The following is a 14,169-nucleotide window of genomic DNA, read 5'->3' on the forward strand; positions in this document are numbered from 1 at the left end:
AGCTTGCTCGCGAAGAGGCCGGCACATCCAATATCTTCATTGGCTGTGAAACCGCCTTCGCGAGCAGGCTCGCTCCCACAGGAAAAACGCGTTCGCAAAAAAGCCAGGTCGGCTGTCAGGCCGCCTCGATTTTGATTTTGATTTTGATCTGGGGCGCCCCGTTAAACCACGCTGGCTGAGCGAAGGTATTGCGCAGTGGGCAACCCGGCATGGATGCCGGGTTAGCCGCGCTGGGCCATGGATGGCCCTTCGCGGCGGCCCACGGAGCGATGCCTTCGTTCAGGCATGCCGAGCCTAGGCGAGGCACCGAGTGGTGGGGCAAGAGCGTTTTGCTTACTTTTGCGCTTCTCAAAAGTGAGCCGCTGTAAGAGCGGAACCATAAGCAGCCGTTACCTAAATAACGGATATACACACCATCACCCGCAACACCACGCGCAATTTAGACGTTAAAGCGGAAGTGCATCACATCACCGTCCTTGACGATGTATTCCTTGCCTTCCAGACGCCATTTACCAGCCTCCTTGGCACCGGCTTCACCCTTGTACTGGATGAAATCGTCATAGGCGATGACTTCGGCGCGGATGAAGCCTTTTTCGAAGTCGGTATGGATCACGGCCGCGGCTTGTGGCGCGGTAGCCCCTACGCGAACGGTCCAGGCGCGGACTTCTTTTACGCCAGCGGTGAAGTACGTCTGCAGGTTGAGCATTTCATAACCCGCACGGATCACGCGATTCAGGCCAGGCTCTTCCAGGCCCAGGGCCTCCAGGAACATGTCCTTCTCTTCGCCGTCTTCAAGCTCGGCGATTTCCGCTTCGATCTTGTTGCAGACCGGTACCACGATCGCGCCTTCTTCTTCGGCGATAGCTTTTACCACGTCCAGCAGCGGGTTGTTCTCGAAGCCGTCTTCGGCAACGTTGGCAATGTACATGACCGGCTTGGTGGTCAGCAGGTGGAAGCCACGAACGATCTGCTTCTCATCGGCACCCATGTTCTTGATCAGGCTGCGTGCCGGCTTGCCCAAGGTGAAGTGGGCGATCAACTGCTCGAGCAGGGCTTTCTGGGCGACGGCGTCTTTGTCGCCACCCTTGGCATTGCGAGCGACTTTCTGCAGTTGCTTCTCGCAGCTGTCGAGGTCGGCGAAGATCAGTTCCAGGTCGATGATTTCGATATCGCGTTTCGGGTCGACGCTGTTGGAGACGTGAATCACGTTCTCGTCTTCGAAGCAGCGGACCACGTGGGCGATGGCATCGGTTTCGCGGATGTTGGCCAGGAATTTGTTGCCCAGGCCTTCACCTTTCGAAGCCCCGGCCACCAGGCCGGCGATGTCGACGAACTCCATGGTGGTCGGCAGCACGCGCTCCGGGATCACGATGGCCGCCAGGGCTTCCAGGCGCGGATCGGGCATCGGCACGATGCCGGTGTTCGGCTCGATGGTGCAGAAGGGGAAGTTCTCGGCCGCGATACCGGATTTGGTCAGGGCGTTGAACAGGGTGGACTTGCCGACGTTAGGCAGGCCGACGATGCCGCAATTGAATCCCATGGTGTTTCCCCTCGGATAAGTGTCAGGCCTTCTGGCTGTGCAGGTTTTTCATCGCGCGGTTCCATTCACCGGCGAGGATATCCGGCAGCACGCCGAGGGCAAAGTCGATGCTGGCATCGAGTTTTTCCTGTTCGGCGCGAGGCGCACGACCCAGGACAAAGTTTGAAACCATACTGGCAACGCCCGGGTGGCCGATGCCGAGCCGCAGGCGGTGAAAGGTATTCTGATTACCCAGTTGCGCGATGATGTCGCGCAACCCGTTGTGACCGCCATGGCCGCCGCCTTGCTTGAGCTTGGCAACGCCCGGAGGCAGGTCGAGTTCGTCGTGGGCCACCAGGATTTCTTCAGGCTTGATGCGAAAGAAACCGGCCAATGCCGCCACGGCCTGGCCGCTGCGGTTCATGTAGGTGGTGGGAATCAACAGGCGAACATCCTGACCCTGGTGCGAGAAGCGACCGGTCAGGCCGAAATACTTGCGATCGGCTGCCAGGCTGAGGCCTTGTGCGTGCGCGATGCGCTCAACAAAAAGGGCCCCTGCGTTATGCCGGGTCTGTTCGTATTCAGCGCCTGGATTTCCCAGGCCAACGATCAGTTTAATGGCAGTCACGATAGGGGCCCTTCCTGGAGTGTGGGTAACAATGTCGCAATCAGGCGGTGTTGCGACAGTGGACAAAAATGGCGGATTTACCGTTAAGTAAACTTCGCGTTCTCGCCCGCTGTCTCGCTACGTTCCAGTCCGCGATGTTTCCGGTCACTCCGGCGACAGAGTGAAATTACTCTGCAGCGCCTTCTTCAGTGGCTTCTGGAGCAACACGTGGAGCGTGGACGTTGGCAACAGCCTTGTCATCGCCGTGTGCCAGAGCAACAAACTCAACGCCTTTAGGAGCCTTGAGGTCGGACAGGTGAATGATCGTGCCGACTTCGGCGTCAGCCAGGTCGACTTCGATGAATTCAGGCAGGTCTTTCGGCAGGCAGGTCACTTCGATTTCCGAAACAACGTGCGAAATTTCGCCGCCTTTCTTGATCGGAGCAGCTTCGCCAACGAAGTGTACAGGCACGATAGCGGTCAGTTTCTGGCCAGCTACTACGCGTACGAAGTCGGCGTGCATCACGTGGCCTTTGGCCGGGTGACGCTGCAGGGCTTTGATCACGACGTTTTGCTTGGTGCCACCAATGTTCAGCTCGATGATGTGGCTGTAGGCCGCTTCGTTTTCGAGCAGTTTGGCAACTTCTTTGGCCAGCATGCTGATGGACTCAGGGGCTTTTTCGCCACCGTAGACTACAGCTGGAACCAGGCTTGCGAGACGACGCAGGCGGCGGCTCGCACCTTTCCCCAGGTCGGAACGCACTTCAGCATTCAGAGTAAAATCGTTCATGTTGTATCTCCAAAATAGCCATTTCCGAATGACGTCTGCGACCGACGCCAAAGCGGTATGGGCAAAAAAGCCCCGCCCCAACATGAGTGTTGGGGCGGGGCGCTTTTCGTCAACGAGATCTCCTGGAAAGGGCAGGGCCCTTAACGGAACATCGCACTGATCGATTCTTCATTGCTGATGCGGCGAACCGCTTCGGCAACAACCGGTGCGATATCCAGTTGGCGGATACGCGCACAGGCTTGTGCTGCAGCGGACAGCGGGATGGTATTCGTCACCACCAGCTCGTCCAGCACTGAGTTTTCAATGTTCTCGATCGCTCGACCCGACAGCACAGGGTGTGTGCAGTAGGCAAAGACCTTGGCAGCGCCATGCTCTTTCAGGGCCTTGGCCGCGTGGCACAGGGTGCCGGCGGTATCGACCATGTCATCGACCAGAATACAGGTACGCCCTTCGACGTCGCCGATGATATGCATCACTTCGGAGTGATTGGCTTTCTCACGGCGTTTGTCGATGATACCCAGATCAACGCCCAGGGATTTGGCAACTGCCCGTGCACGCACGACGCCGCCAATGTCCGGGGACACGATCATCAGGTTTTCGAAGCGCTGATCTTCAATATCATCCACCAGGACCGGGGAACCGTAGATGTTATCCACGGGGATATCGAAGAAACCCTGAATCTGGTCAGCATGCAAATCAACCGTGAGGACACGGTCGATGCCGACTACGGTCAGCATATCAGCCACGACTTTCGCGCTGATCGCCACACGTGCGGAACGCGGACGGCGATCCTGACGGGCATAACCAAAGTAAGGAATAACAGCAGTGATACGAGTAGCCGAGGAGCGACGGAAGGCATCAGCCATCACGACGAGTTCCATCAGGTTATCGTTGGTCGGAGCGCAAGTCGGCTGAATAATGAAAACGTCTTTACCGCGAACGTTTTCATTGATCTCGGCAGTGATTTCGCCGTCGGAGAATTTACCGACAGAAATGTCACCGAGAGGGATATGCAGCTGACGTACGACACGCCGAGCCAGATCGGGGTTAGCGTTCCCCGTAAAGACCATCATCTTGGACACGCGCAGTACCTGAAGGCTGAGGGTATACCTGGATGAGTATAGGAAAATGGCAGGGGCGGCTGGATTCGAACCAACGCATGGCAGGATCAAAACCTGCTGCCTTACCGCTTGGCGACGCCCCTGTATCTGTTGCTGCGAGTGCCCAGCACTCGATTCCTTTTAGAGCAGGTCTTGCAGCTTGCGATGCAACATCGAAACGTTGCTTCCTTTTGCTACAAACCCTGTAAGGGTCTCTGTCAGAAGGGCCGAGACTTTATCAGCTTCAGCTTTGCTTGGGAAGCCCCCAAACACACAACTTCCAGTTCCGGTGAGTTTTGCTTCGGTATATTTACCTAACAAATTCAAAGCGTTACGAACATCTGGATAACGCCTTGCTACCACCGGTAAGCAGTCATTTCGACTGTTTCCCTTGGGAACGGGGCGCACTTTAATGGGAGGAGAGTTACGTGTCAACAGTGGATCTGAAAAAATTTCTGCTGTACTTACAGATACTTGCGGCACCAGCACCAAGTACCAGGGTTCTTCGGGTTCCACCGGGGTGAGTTTTTCCCCGACGCCCTCGGCGAAAGCGGCGTGGCCACGCACGAAAACCGGCACGTCGGCGCCCAGCGTCAGGCCCAGGGCCGCCAGGCGATCCACGTCCCAACCCAGCTGCCACAAATGGTTGAGGCCCAATAAAGTCGTTGCCGCATTCGAGCTGCCGCCACCGATGCCACCGCCCATGGGCAGGATTTTTTCGATCCAGATATCGATGCCCAGCGGACAACCGGATTGCGCCTGGAGTTTTTTCGCGGCCTTGACGATCAGGTTGCTGTCGTGGGGAACGCCTTCGAACTCGGTGTGCAGGCGAATCACCCCGTCGTCGCGTACGGCAAAGGTGATTTCGTCGCCGTAGTCCAGGAACTGAAAAATCGTCTGCAACTCGTGGTAGCCGTCCGGACGACGGCCGATGATGTGCAGCATCAGGTTGAGCTTGGCCGGGGAGGGCAGGGTCAGGCGTGCAGCGCTCATGTCATTGCCCCAGCTTGCGCGGCTGCCATTGCTTGATCACCAGCGTGACGTCGAGGTTGCTGCCGTGCAGCTTGATGCGTTCGGGCAGCCAATAACCGTTCTGCTGGGCATAGCTGAGGTATTCGATCTGCCAGTCATCCTGTTCGAGGTTGGACAGGCGGCTGTCGGCATCGAGGGTCAGGCGACTTTTACTGTCCGGTGCCGGCAGCCCGCGAACCCACCAGGTCAGGTGGGAAACCGGCAGCTTCCAGCCCATTTGTTCTTCCAGCAGCGCTTCGGGCGTGGGCGCCTCGTAGCGTCCCTGGTTGGCGACTTCCAGCGACACCTGGCCCGGCCGGCCGGTCAGGCGGGCCGCACCGCGACCCAGTGGGCCTGACAGGCGAATGTCGTAGTAGTCCTGGCGTTGCAGCCAGAACAGCGTGCCACTGCCGGAGTCTTTCGGGGCGCGGATGCCGATCTTGCCGTCGATCTGCCAGCCGTCGAGGCTGCTCAGTTGTTGCTTGTGCTCGCGCCATTGGGCCTGGTTGCCCTGGCCCTGGACGGATTCACGGGCGCCGAAGCCCGCGCAACCGGCGAGCAGGGCAATGAAGCTGAAAACGATGAGATGGCGCAAAAACATAATCTTAAAGAGTCTCGGATCCGGTCAGGCGTTTGATGGTGCTGCGCAAGATAGGGCTGTCAGGCTGATCCTTGAGGAATCGGCTCCAGATCTGCCGGGCTTCGCGTTGTTTGCCGTTGGCCCACAGGACCTCGCCCAGGTGAGCGGCGACTTCCTGGTCGGGAAAGCGCTCCAGGGCCTGGCGCAACAGGCGTTCGGCTTCGTCGAGATTGCCCAGGCGGTAATTCACCCAGCCTAGGCTGTCGAGTACCGCCGGGTCTTCCGGATTGATCTGGTGGGCCTGTTCGATCAGCAGCTTGGCTTCGTCATAGCGGGTGGTGCGATCCGACAACGTATAGCCCAGGGCGTTGAGGGCCATGGCGTTGTCCGGGTCACGCTGGATGATCAGGCGCAGGTCCTTTTCCATCTGGGCCAGGTCATTGCGTTTTTCCGCGAGCATGGCGCGGGTGTACAGCAGGTTCAGGTCGTCCGGGTACTGCTTCAAGGCTTGTTGCAGCACGTTCCAGGCTTTGTCGCCCTGATTGTTGGCCGACAAGGTTTCGGCTTCGATCAGGTACAACTGGATGCCGTAGTCCGGTTGGGAGTCGCGTTGTACCGCGAGGCGGCTCTGGGCTTCGGCGGTCTTGCCATTGCCGATCAGGATATCGGCCTGGCGCAACTGTGCCGGCAGGTAGTCGTTGCCCGGGCCAACCTGGGCGTACTCGATCAGTGCGCTCTCAGGGTCATTGCGTTCCTCGGCGATGCGACCCAGGTTCAGGTGGGCCGAGTCGACGTGGCTTTCCCGGGCGATCAGGTCTTCCAGGTAACCCTTGGCCTCTTCCCAGGCCTTGGCTTCCAGGCAGACCAGCGCCAGGGAGTAGCGCAAGTCGTCGTCTTCCGGGTATTGCTGGACCAGGCTGGAGAACTCCACCTTGGCGTCGTCCATGCGGTTGTTTTCCACCAACATGCGGGCGTAGGTGAGGCGCAGGCGTTTGTCGTCCGGGTACTTCTTGATGCTTTTTTCCAGCAGCGGCAGTGCTTCGTCGCCCCGGTTCAAGCCTTGCAGCAGGCGTGCGCGCAGCAGGATCGGCGCCACTTCGCCGGCTTCCGGCGGGTTGTCTTCCAACAGGGTGAGGGCGCCCTGGGTGTCACCGTCCTGTTGCAGCAGCAGGGCCTTGCCGAAAATCAGCTGGCCGTTGTTCGGGTGGCGCTGCAACAGGCGATCGAAGCTTTTCATCAGGCCGTTGCGAGTTTCCTGGTCGGTATCGGCGGCGGACAGGGCCAGGAAGTCGAAATGGGTGTCGCCCTTGCCCAGCAGGACTTTCTCCATATAGATCATGGAGTCGTCATAGCGCCCGGCCCGGGCCAGTTGCACGGCGGCGGCGCGCTGTGCTTCGAGGTCGTCCGGGGCATTCTTGGCCCAGATCAGCGCGGTATCCAGCGCGGGCTGGTCGGCGCCCAGGTATTCGGCAATGCGAAATGCCCGCTCGGAGATGCCCGGATCCTGGGTGTTGATGGCCTGGGTCACGTAGTTGTCCAGGGCAATGTCGAAGCGATTGCGCTGGCCTGCCAGTTCGGCGCTCAACAGGCTGAAGATGGTTTCTTCGCTGAACGAGCCGTAGACCTTGGGTTTTTCAGGTACCTGCACACTGTCTTCGACGGGCGGCGTACCGTCCGTCGAAACGGGGGCCATGGACTGGCAGCCGCTGAGCAAGGCAAGGGCGAGGAGCAACGCGGAAGATCTATTCATATAGGAAGAGGACGACTAACCTGCGGTCGGATCATCATGACACAAGCCTTCGGTCAAACATAACCGCCCCGTCGATTTACAACCCCGGGCAGGGCGATAGAGATCGAGTGGTTGTTCTGAATCTGACGAAGTAGGACAATTGCCGGCTTCACGTCACCATCAGCGACTTTGAATGGCCTTCCTTGCACTCGGTATTAACCACAAGACTGCTTCAGTAGACGTCCGCGAGCGCGTGGCCTTTACGCCTGAGCAGCTGGTTGAGGCCTTGCAGCAGCTCTGCCGACTCACCGACAGTCGCGAAGCTGCGATCCTCTCCACCTGCAATCGCAGCGAGCTATATATAGAACAGGATCACGTTTCGGCCGATTCAGTCCTGCGCTGGCTGGCCGAATACCACAACCTGAGCTTTGAAGAGCTGCGCGCCAGTGCCTATGTGCACGAAGACGATGCGGCAGTTCGTCACATGATGCGCGTCGCCTCGGGGCTCGACTCGCTGGTGTTGGGCGAGCCGCAGATTCTCGGCCAGATGAAGTCGGCCTACGCCGTGGCCCGCGAGGCAGGCACCGTCGGCCCGCTGCTGGGGCGCCTGTTCCAGGCGACGTTCAACGCCGCCAAGCAGGTACGCACCGACACCGCCATCGGCGAGAACCCGGTGTCCGTGGCGTTTGCCGCGGTCAGCCTGGCGAAACAGATTTTCAGTGATTTGCAACGCAGCCAGGCACTGCTGATCGGCGCTGGCGAGACCATCACCCTGGTCGCCCGCCATCTCCACGACCTGGGGGTCAAGCGCATTGTTGTCGCCAACCGGACCCTGGAACGGGCCAGTACCCTGGCCGAGCAGTTCGGCGCCCATGCGGTGCTGCTGTCGGACATTCCCGCGGAGCTGGTGCACAGCGACATCGTCATCAGTTCCACCGCCAGCCAGTTGCCGATCCTGGGCAAGGGCGCCGTGGAAAGTGCCCTGAAGCTGCGCAAGCACAAGCCGATTTTCATGGTGGACATTGCTGTTCCCCGGGACATCGAGCCGGAAGTCGGCGAGCTGGATGACGTGTATCTCTACAGCGTCGACGACCTGCACGAGGTGGTCGCCGAGAACCTCAAGAGCCGGCAGGGCGCGGCCCAGGCAGCCGAAGAGATGATCACCGTCGGTGCCGACGACTTCATGGTGCGCCTGCGCGAGCTGGCGGCGGTGGATGTGCTCAAGGCCTATCGTCAGCAGAGCGAACGCCTGCGCGACGAGGAGCTGCAAAAAGCCCTGCGCCTGCTGGCCAACGGCGGCAGTGCCGAAGAGGTGCTGGTACAACTGGCCCGCGGCCTGACCAACAAATTGCTCCACGCCCCCAGTGTCCAGCTCAAGAAGCTGACCGCCGAAGGCCGCCTCGATGCGCTGGCCATGGCCCAGGAACTCTTTGCCCTCGGTGAGGGCTCACCGGATAGCTTTTCGGATAAAAAACCGCAATGAAAGCGTCACTGCTCAACAAACTGGACATTCTCCAGGACCGTTTCGAAGAACTGACCGCCTTGCTGGGCGATGGCGAAGTCATTTCCGACCAGAACAAATTCCGCACCTATTCCAAGGAATACGCGGAAGTCGAGCCGATTGTCGCCGCCTATAAACAGTTGCTCAAAGTGCAGGGCGATCTCGAAGGCGCCCAGGCGCTGCTCAAGGACAGCGACCCGGACATGCGCGAAATGGCCGTGGAGGAAGTCCGCGAAGCCAAGGATCAACTGGTTGAACTGGAAAGCAGCCTGCAACGCATGCTGTTGCCCAAGGACCCGAATGACGGGCGCAATGTGTTCCTTGAGATCCGTGCCGGTACCGGCGGCGACGAGGCGGCGATTTTTTCCGGCGACCTGTTTCGCATGTATTCGCGCTATGCCGAGCGTCGCGGTTGGCGGGTGGAGATCCTCTCGGAGAACGAGGGCGAGCACGGTGGCTATAAAGAAGTCATCGCCCGGGTCGAAGGCGACAACGTCTATGGCAAGCTGAAATTCGAATCCGGCGCCCACCGCGTGCAGCGCGTGCCGGCCACCGAGTCCCAGGGACGCATCCACACCTCGGCCTGCACCGTGGCGGTATTGCCCGAGCCGGACGAGCAGGAAGCCATCGAGATCAACCCGGCGGACCTGCGGGTCGACACTTACCGTTCCTCCGGCGCCGGCGGCCAGCACGTCAACAAGACTGACTCGGCGATCCGCATCACGCACTTGCCTTCGGGCATCGTGGTCGAGTGCCAGGAAGAACGTTCCCAGCACAAGAACCGCGCGCGGGCCATGGCCTGGTTGTCGGCCAAGCTCAACGACCAGCAGACCAGCGCCGCCGCCAATGCCATCGCCAGCGAACGCAAGTTGCTGGTGGGCTCGGGCGACCGTTCCGAGCGGATCCGTACCTACAACTTCGCCCAGGGCCGGGTCACCGACCATCGCGTCAACCTGACCCTGTATTCCCTGGACGAGATCCTTGCCGGTGGTGTCGATGCGGTGATCGAGCCGTTGCTGGCCGAATACCAGGCCGACCAGTTGGCGGCGATTGGCGAGTAAGCACAGGTGAACAAATGACCATCATCGCCAGTCTGTTACGCGCTGCCGAGTTACCGGATTCGCCCACGGCACGGCTGGACGCCGAGTTGTTGCTGGCCGCAGCCTTGGGCAAGTCCCGCAGCTTCCTGCACACCTGGCCCGAGCGGATCGTGCCCAGCGAGGCAGCGTTGCTGTTCTCCGAATACCTGCGGCGACGTCGTTCCGGCGAGCCGGTGGCGTACATCCTCGGGCAACAGGGTTTCTGGAAACTCGACCTGGAAGTCGCACCCCATACCCTGATCCCGCGTCCCGACACCGAGCTGCTGGTGGAGACCGCGCTGGCGTTGTTGCCGGCGACACCAGCCCGGGTCCTGGACCTGGGCACCGGCAGCGGCGCGATTGCCCTGGCATTGGCCAGTGAGCGCCCGGCCTGGAAAGTCACGGCGGTCGACCGGGTGCTGGAGGCCGTGGCCCTGGCCGAACGCAATCGTCAGCGTCTGGACCTGCGCAACGTCACGGTGCTGAGCAGCCACTGGTTCAGTGCGCTGGAAGACGAGCGTTTCGAGTTGATCATCAGCAACCCGCCGTACATCGCGGCCAGCGATCCGCACCTTATCGAGGGCGACGTGCGTTTCGAGCCGGCCAGTGCCCTGGTTGCCGGGCCGGACGGGCTCGATGATCTGCGCCAGATCGTTGCCCAGGCCCCGGCTCATCTCGAGCCGGGCGGCTGGCTGATGCTTGAACACGGTTACGATCAGGCCGAGGCGGTGCGCGATTTGCTGCGCCTCCAAGGTTTTGCTGACGTCCACAGCCGCAAGGACCTGGGCGGTCATGAGCGCATCAGCCTGGGGTGTCGGCCGTGCTGAACGATCAGGAGCTGTTGCGCTACAGCCGGCAGATTCTGTTGCAGCACGTCGACATCGACGGCCAATTGCGTCTCAAGCAAAGCCGCGTGCTGATCATCGGCCTTGGCGGTCTCGGCGCGCCGGTGGCGTTGTACCTGGCCGCCGCGGGGGTGGGTGAGATGCACCTGGCGGATTTCGACACCGTCGACCTGACCAACCTGCAACGCCAGATCATTCACGACACCGACAGCGTCGGCCTGAGCAAGGTCGATTCGGCAATGCGGCGCCTGGGGGCGATCAACCCCGAGGTCCGACTGGTGCCTCACCAGGTGGCCATGGACGAAGACAGCCTGGCCGCGGCAGTTGCGGCGGTGGATGTGGTGCTTGACTGTTCCGACAATTTTTCGACCCGCGAAGCGGTGAACGCGGCCTGTGTCGCGGCGGGTAAACCGCTGGTCAGTGGCGCGGCGATTCGCCTGGAAGGGCAGTTGTCGGTGTTCGACCCGCGTCGCCCTGAAAGCCCTTGCTACCACTGCCTCTACGGCCACGGCAGTGACGCCGAACTGACCTGCAGCGAAGCCGGTGTGATCGGGCCGCTGGTGGGGTTGGTGGGCAGCCTGCAAGCCCTTGAAGCCTTGAAGTTGCTGGCCGGTTTCGGTGAGCCGCTGGTGGGGCGCCTGCTGTTGATCGATGCCTTGGGTACGCGATTCCGTGAACTGCGGGTCAAGCGTGATCCAGGTTGCAGCGTCTGTGGTGGTCAACATGAGTGAAGCGCCGGTCGGTGTGCTCGACTCGGGTGTCGGCGGGTTGTCGGTGCTGGGGGAAATTCGCCAGCTGCTGCCCAATGAGTCGCTGTTGTATGTGGCCGACTGTGGGCATATTCCCTACGGCGAGAAGACCCCGGAATACATCCGTCAACGCTGCGCGATCATTGCCGACTTTCTCCTGGGCCAGGGTGCCAAGGCACTGGTCGTGGCCTGCAACACCGCAACGGTCGCCGCAGTTGCCGATCTACGCCGTGATTTCCCCCATTGGCCCATCGTCGGCATGGAGCCGGCGGTCAAGCCGGCGGCCGCCGCGACCCGCAGCGGTATCGTCGGTGTGCTCGCCACCACGGGCACCTTGCAGAGCGCCAAGTTCGCCGCTTTGCTCGACCGTTTCGCCACCGATGTGCGGGTCATCACGCAACCATGTCCGGGGTTGGTGGAACTGATCGAAGCGGGTGACCTGCACAGCCCGGCCTTGTATCAATTGCTGCAACATTACGTCGACCCCTTGCTGGCAGCCGGCTGCGATACGCTGATCCTGGGTTGCACGCACTATCCGTTCCTCAAGCCATTGCTCGCGCGGATGATTCCGGAGCACATCAGCCTGATCGATACCGGTGCCGCCGTGGCCCGGCAACTTCAGCGCCTCCTGGCGGAGCGAGGGTTGTTGGCTGAAGGACCTGCCAGCGAAACGCACTTCTGGACGAGTGCAGACCCGATACATTTAAGAAAAATCCTACCGATGCTATGGCATTCGTCCGGCGTTGTGCGAAGCTTCGATCTGTAAAAAGAATGTGAAAACCGTGTGAAACGGGCTGAACTTCTGTTTGGATGCGGATTTCTATAGCTTTGTCTGTTTGTAACAAAACTAACTAAGTCTGTTCGGAAAAGGATGTTTCTAATGAAGCGCTTATTCTGCTTTGCCGCGTTTGCGGCTGCATTGTTGGGGCACACTTACACTGCACAAGCAGCGGGTGTGGAGTTTGGGGTTGGCCAGACCAGCGACTCGACCATGACCTACCGCCTGGGCATGCAGTTCGACTGGGACAAGAGTTGGCTGCAAAGTGATGTCGGTCGCCTGACCGGCTACTGGAGTGGCGCCTATACCTATTGGGAAGGGGACGAGACATCCAGCAATCACAGCCTGTCGTTCTCGCCTGTGTTTGTGTATGAATTTTCCGGTCAGAACGTGAAGCCTTACATCGAGGCAGGTATCGGCGTGGCGTTGTTTGCCAATACCGAAGTCGAAGACAACAAGCTCGGTACGGCCTTCCAGTTCGAAGATCGCATCGGCTTCGGCCTGCGCTTCAACGGTGGGCATGAAGTGGGCATTCGCGCCACTCATTACTCCAACGCCGGCATCAAGTCGACTAACGACGGTGTGGAAAGCTACGCGCTGCACTACACGATGCCGCTGTAACAAAACAGCTTGAGAACGGTGGGAGCGGGCTTGCTCGCGATGGCAATAGACCAGCCAAGATAAAATTGTCTGAGCCACCGCTATCGCGAGCAAGCTCGCTCCCACAGTAGATCAGACCAGACCTTTATCGATACGCCGTCGTAATGCCCTGGCGTTCTTCCAGGCACTCCGGCGCGCCCATCTCGAACTCGCGGCAGATCAGCGGGCGCTTTTCGTAGATGGTGCACATCATGCTGTCGCGATCCAGGGCCGCGCACCAACCGTCATCCAGCCGCAGCATCACCTCTCCACCCCAGTCGTCCGTGTCGATAAAGCGCTCCGGGACCCCGGTGTCGGTGATCAGCATCACTTCCAACTGGCAGCAGCACGCCGCGCACGTCGAACACGTGACGGCCGATGTCGGGATTTCATGGACGGGGATGGTTTTCATGGCGCGCAGTGTAAGGCAATCAGCGGCTCAGGGTCGTCCCTTGATCGGATAGCCGTTTTTCGCCTGGCATGAGCCCATATCGGTCGGCACGGTTTCGGTCGACGAAGGCAAAGGCCAGAGTGCGGTCATGGACGCAATGGGAAGCGCGACTTCCCGCGGGCGTTCGACCAACTGATTCAGCACGTGCCGCGCTGTTTCGTCTGCCGACCAGTGAATCGGGGTTTGGGGGCAATCGTCGGGCCCCGGCAATGGGGCGTTGTAGCCAGGGTGTACCAGCGTCACATCGACCCCCGCGTATGCCAGTTCTGTCCGAGCCGATTCGAACAGATGACGCATCCCGTGGCCACCCGCTTCTACTTGTGAAGGGGGCAGGTAAGTCGCCGGGCTGGCAATACCCACCAGATGAGGTTCGGTCCCGGCGCGCAGCAAGGGCATGGCCACTTCGATGCAGAAACTGGCAGCCAGCAGATTGCTGCGCACAATATGCTCGATCAATGTGTGATCAGCCGGCTGCCCGTCAACGTACTCAGTCGTCCCGGCATTGACGATCACCTGATCCAGGGCGCCCCATTGCCGGGCGATCTGTTCGCCGATCTCGCGCACGGCCTGGCTGTCGGTCAAATTGCCGGGCACGGCCAGCACGTGTCCGGGATAACGTAGCGAAAGGGGTTCGCATGATCGGGTCGAGCGCGAACTGACGGCCAGGTATGCACCCGTCTGCAGTATCGCTTCAGCCAACGAAGCGCCGATTCCGTTGCCAGCCCCGGTGAGCCAATAGCGCCGTGGCAGTCTTAGACCCATTCCCTACTCCTTTCGATTGGACAGCGCAC

General features: G+C 60.3%; 15 protein-coding genes and 1 tRNA gene. 6 read left to right on the forward strand and 10 right to left on the reverse strand.

The annotated features are described in order from the left end of the window. Positions 1 to 439: 439 nt before the first annotated feature. The 8 genes from ychF to CFII68_RS15005 all read right to left on the reverse strand — a co-directional run bounded on the left by ychF (position 440) and on the right by CFII68_RS15005 (position 7,357). Positions 440 to 1,540 carry a redox-regulated ATPase YchF gene (gene ychF, locus CFII68_RS15040; RefSeq protein WP_003205534.1) on the reverse strand — a complete coding sequence of 367 codons (1,101 nt, stop codon included), beginning with the start codon at positions 1,538 to 1,540 and terminating at the stop codon, positions 440 to 442. A gap of 22 nt (positions 1,541 to 1,562) precedes the next feature. Continuing rightward, a complete protein-coding gene (gene pth / locus CFII68_RS15035) occupies positions 1,563 to 2,147 on the reverse strand; it encodes an aminoacyl-tRNA hydrolase (RefSeq protein ID WP_018606430.1) in 585 nt (194 codons plus the stop codon). 166 nt (positions 2,148 to 2,313) lie between these two features. Then, positions 2,314 to 2,916, reverse strand: a complete 603-nt coding sequence (locus CFII68_RS15030; protein ID WP_018606432.1) for a 50S ribosomal protein L25/general stress protein Ctc — start codon at positions 2,914 to 2,916, stop codon at positions 2,314 to 2,316. Positions 2,917 to 3,056: 140 nt separating this feature from the next. Further along, positions 3,057 to 3,998 (reverse strand): ribose-phosphate pyrophosphokinase, encoded by a 942-nt coding sequence (locus CFII68_RS15025; protein ID WP_003171603.1) that lies wholly within the window; start codon positions 3,996 to 3,998, stop codon positions 3,057 to 3,059. A 47-nt stretch (positions 3,999 to 4,045) separates the two neighbouring features. Next, positions 4,046 to 4,120, reverse strand: a tRNA-Gln gene (locus tag CFII68_RS15020). Between the two features lie 37 nt (positions 4,121 to 4,157). After that, complete coding sequence (gene ispE / locus CFII68_RS15015) at positions 4,158 to 5,009, reverse strand: 4-(cytidine 5'-diphospho)-2-C-methyl-D-erythritol kinase (RefSeq protein WP_018606456.1); 852 nt, start codon at positions 5,007 to 5,009, stop codon at positions 4,158 to 4,160. Position 5,010: 1 nt separating this feature from the next. Continuing rightward, positions 5,011 to 5,628, reverse strand: coding sequence for a lipoprotein insertase outer membrane protein LolB (gene lolB / locus CFII68_RS15010; RefSeq protein ID WP_018606458.1), 618 nt, complete (start codon positions 5,626 to 5,628; stop codon positions 5,011 to 5,013). Positions 5,629 to 5,632: 4 nt separating this feature from the next. Next, positions 5,633 to 7,357, reverse strand: a complete 1,725-nt coding sequence (locus tag CFII68_RS15005; protein ID WP_033062615.1) for a tetratricopeptide repeat protein — start codon at positions 7,355 to 7,357, stop codon at positions 5,633 to 5,635. A 172-nt stretch (positions 7,358 to 7,529) separates the two neighbouring features. Between CFII68_RS15005 and hemA the strand changes: the two genes are divergently transcribed. The 6 genes from hemA (at position 7,530) to CFII68_RS14975 (ending at position 12,909) form a co-directional block, all read left to right on the forward strand. Continuing rightward, a complete protein-coding gene (gene hemA / locus CFII68_RS15000) occupies positions 7,530 to 8,819 on the forward strand; it encodes a glutamyl-tRNA reductase (RefSeq protein WP_018606462.1) in 1,290 nt (429 codons plus the stop codon). Next, entirely contained in the window at positions 8,816 to 9,898 is a 1,083-nt protein-coding gene (gene prfA, locus CFII68_RS14995) for a peptide chain release factor 1 (protein ID WP_018606464.1), read from the forward strand. The genes hemA and prfA overlap by 4 nt, the downstream gene beginning before the upstream one ends. A 14-nt stretch (positions 9,899 to 9,912) precedes the next feature. Further along, positions 9,913 to 10,743, forward strand: coding sequence for a peptide chain release factor N(5)-glutamine methyltransferase (gene prmC / locus CFII68_RS14990; protein WP_018606466.1), 831 nt, complete (start codon positions 9,913 to 9,915; stop codon positions 10,741 to 10,743). After that, positions 10,737 to 11,492, forward strand: a complete 756-nt coding sequence (locus CFII68_RS14985; RefSeq protein ID WP_018606468.1) for a molybdopterin-synthase adenylyltransferase MoeB — start codon at positions 10,737 to 10,739, stop codon at positions 11,490 to 11,492. Before prmC ends, CFII68_RS14985 begins: the two co-directional genes overlap by 7 nt. Continuing rightward, positions 11,485 to 12,276 (forward strand): glutamate racemase, encoded by a 792-nt coding sequence (gene murI, locus CFII68_RS14980; RefSeq protein ID WP_014340189.1) that lies wholly within the window; start codon positions 11,485 to 11,487, stop codon positions 12,274 to 12,276. Before CFII68_RS14985 ends, murI begins: the two co-directional genes overlap by 8 nt. Positions 12,277 to 12,390: 114 nt before the next feature. Next, the gene (locus tag CFII68_RS14975) at positions 12,391 to 12,909 is read left to right on the forward strand and encodes an acyloxyacyl hydrolase (RefSeq protein ID WP_014340188.1); all 519 of its coding nucleotides are present in this window, start codon (positions 12,391 to 12,393) and stop codon (positions 12,907 to 12,909) included. A gap of 124 nt (positions 12,910 to 13,033) precedes the next feature. Here the strand turns inward: CFII68_RS14975 and CFII68_RS0125965 are convergent, their stop codons facing one another. Both CFII68_RS0125965 and CFII68_RS14970 read right to left on the reverse strand, forming a co-directional pair. Then, the gene (locus CFII68_RS0125965) at positions 13,034 to 13,339 is read right to left on the reverse strand and encodes a YkgJ family cysteine cluster protein (protein WP_024617812.1); all 306 of its coding nucleotides are present in this window, start codon (positions 13,337 to 13,339) and stop codon (positions 13,034 to 13,036) included. 27 nt (positions 13,340 to 13,366) lie between these two features. Continuing rightward, the gene (locus tag CFII68_RS14970; RefSeq protein WP_018606472.1) at positions 13,367 to 14,140 is read right to left on the reverse strand and encodes an SDR family oxidoreductase; all 774 of its coding nucleotides are present in this window, start codon (positions 14,138 to 14,140) and stop codon (positions 13,367 to 13,369) included. Between the last annotated feature and the right edge of the window lie 29 nt (positions 14,141 to 14,169).

The sequence above is a fragment of the Pseudomonas sp. CFII68 genome (assembly GCF_000416195.1).
GTDB classification, from domain to species: domain Bacteria; phylum Pseudomonadota; class Gammaproteobacteria; order Pseudomonadales; family Pseudomonadaceae; genus Aquipseudomonas; species Aquipseudomonas kilonensis.

Excerpts from the sequence above, each read along its gene's own strand:
- CFII68_RS0125965 (WP_024617812.1), bottom strand. The coding sequence starts at position 13,339 with ATGAAAACCATCCCCGTCCATGAAATCCCGACATCGGCCGTCACGTGT.
- murI (WP_014340189.1), top strand. The coding sequence starts at position 11,485 with ATGAGTGAAGCGCCGGTCGGTGTGCTCGACTCGGGTGTCGGCGGGTTG.
- CFII68_RS15030 (WP_018606432.1), bottom strand. The coding sequence starts at position 2,916 with ATGAACGATTTTACTCTGAATGCTGAAGTGCGTTCCGACCTGGGGAAA.
- prmC (WP_018606466.1), top strand. The coding sequence starts at position 9,913 with ATGACCATCATCGCCAGTCTGTTACGCGCTGCCGAGTTACCGGATTCG.
- ychF (WP_003205534.1), bottom strand. The coding sequence starts at position 1,540 with ATGGGATTCAATTGCGGCATCGTCGGCCTGCCTAACGTCGGCAAGTCC.
- hemA (WP_018606462.1), top strand. The coding sequence starts at position 7,530 with ATGGCCTTCCTTGCACTCGGTATTAACCACAAGACTGCTTCAGTAGAC.
- prfA (WP_018606464.1), top strand. The coding sequence starts at position 8,816 with ATGAAAGCGTCACTGCTCAACAAACTGGACATTCTCCAGGACCGTTTC.
- lolB (WP_018606458.1), bottom strand. The coding sequence starts at position 5,628 with ATGTTTTTGCGCCATCTCATCGTTTTCAGCTTCATTGCCCTGCTCGCC.
- CFII68_RS15005 (WP_033062615.1), bottom strand. The coding sequence starts at position 7,357 with ATGAATAGATCTTCCGCGTTGCTCCTCGCCCTTGCCTTGCTCAGCGGC.
- ispE (WP_018606456.1), bottom strand. The coding sequence starts at position 5,009 with ATGAGCGCTGCACGCCTGACCCTGCCCTCCCCGGCCAAGCTCAACCTG.
- CFII68_RS14970 (WP_018606472.1), bottom strand. The coding sequence starts at position 14,140 with ATGGGTCTAAGACTGCCACGGCGCTATTGGCTCACCGGGGCTGGCAAC.
- CFII68_RS14975 (WP_014340188.1), top strand. The coding sequence starts at position 12,391 with ATGAAGCGCTTATTCTGCTTTGCCGCGTTTGCGGCTGCATTGTTGGGG.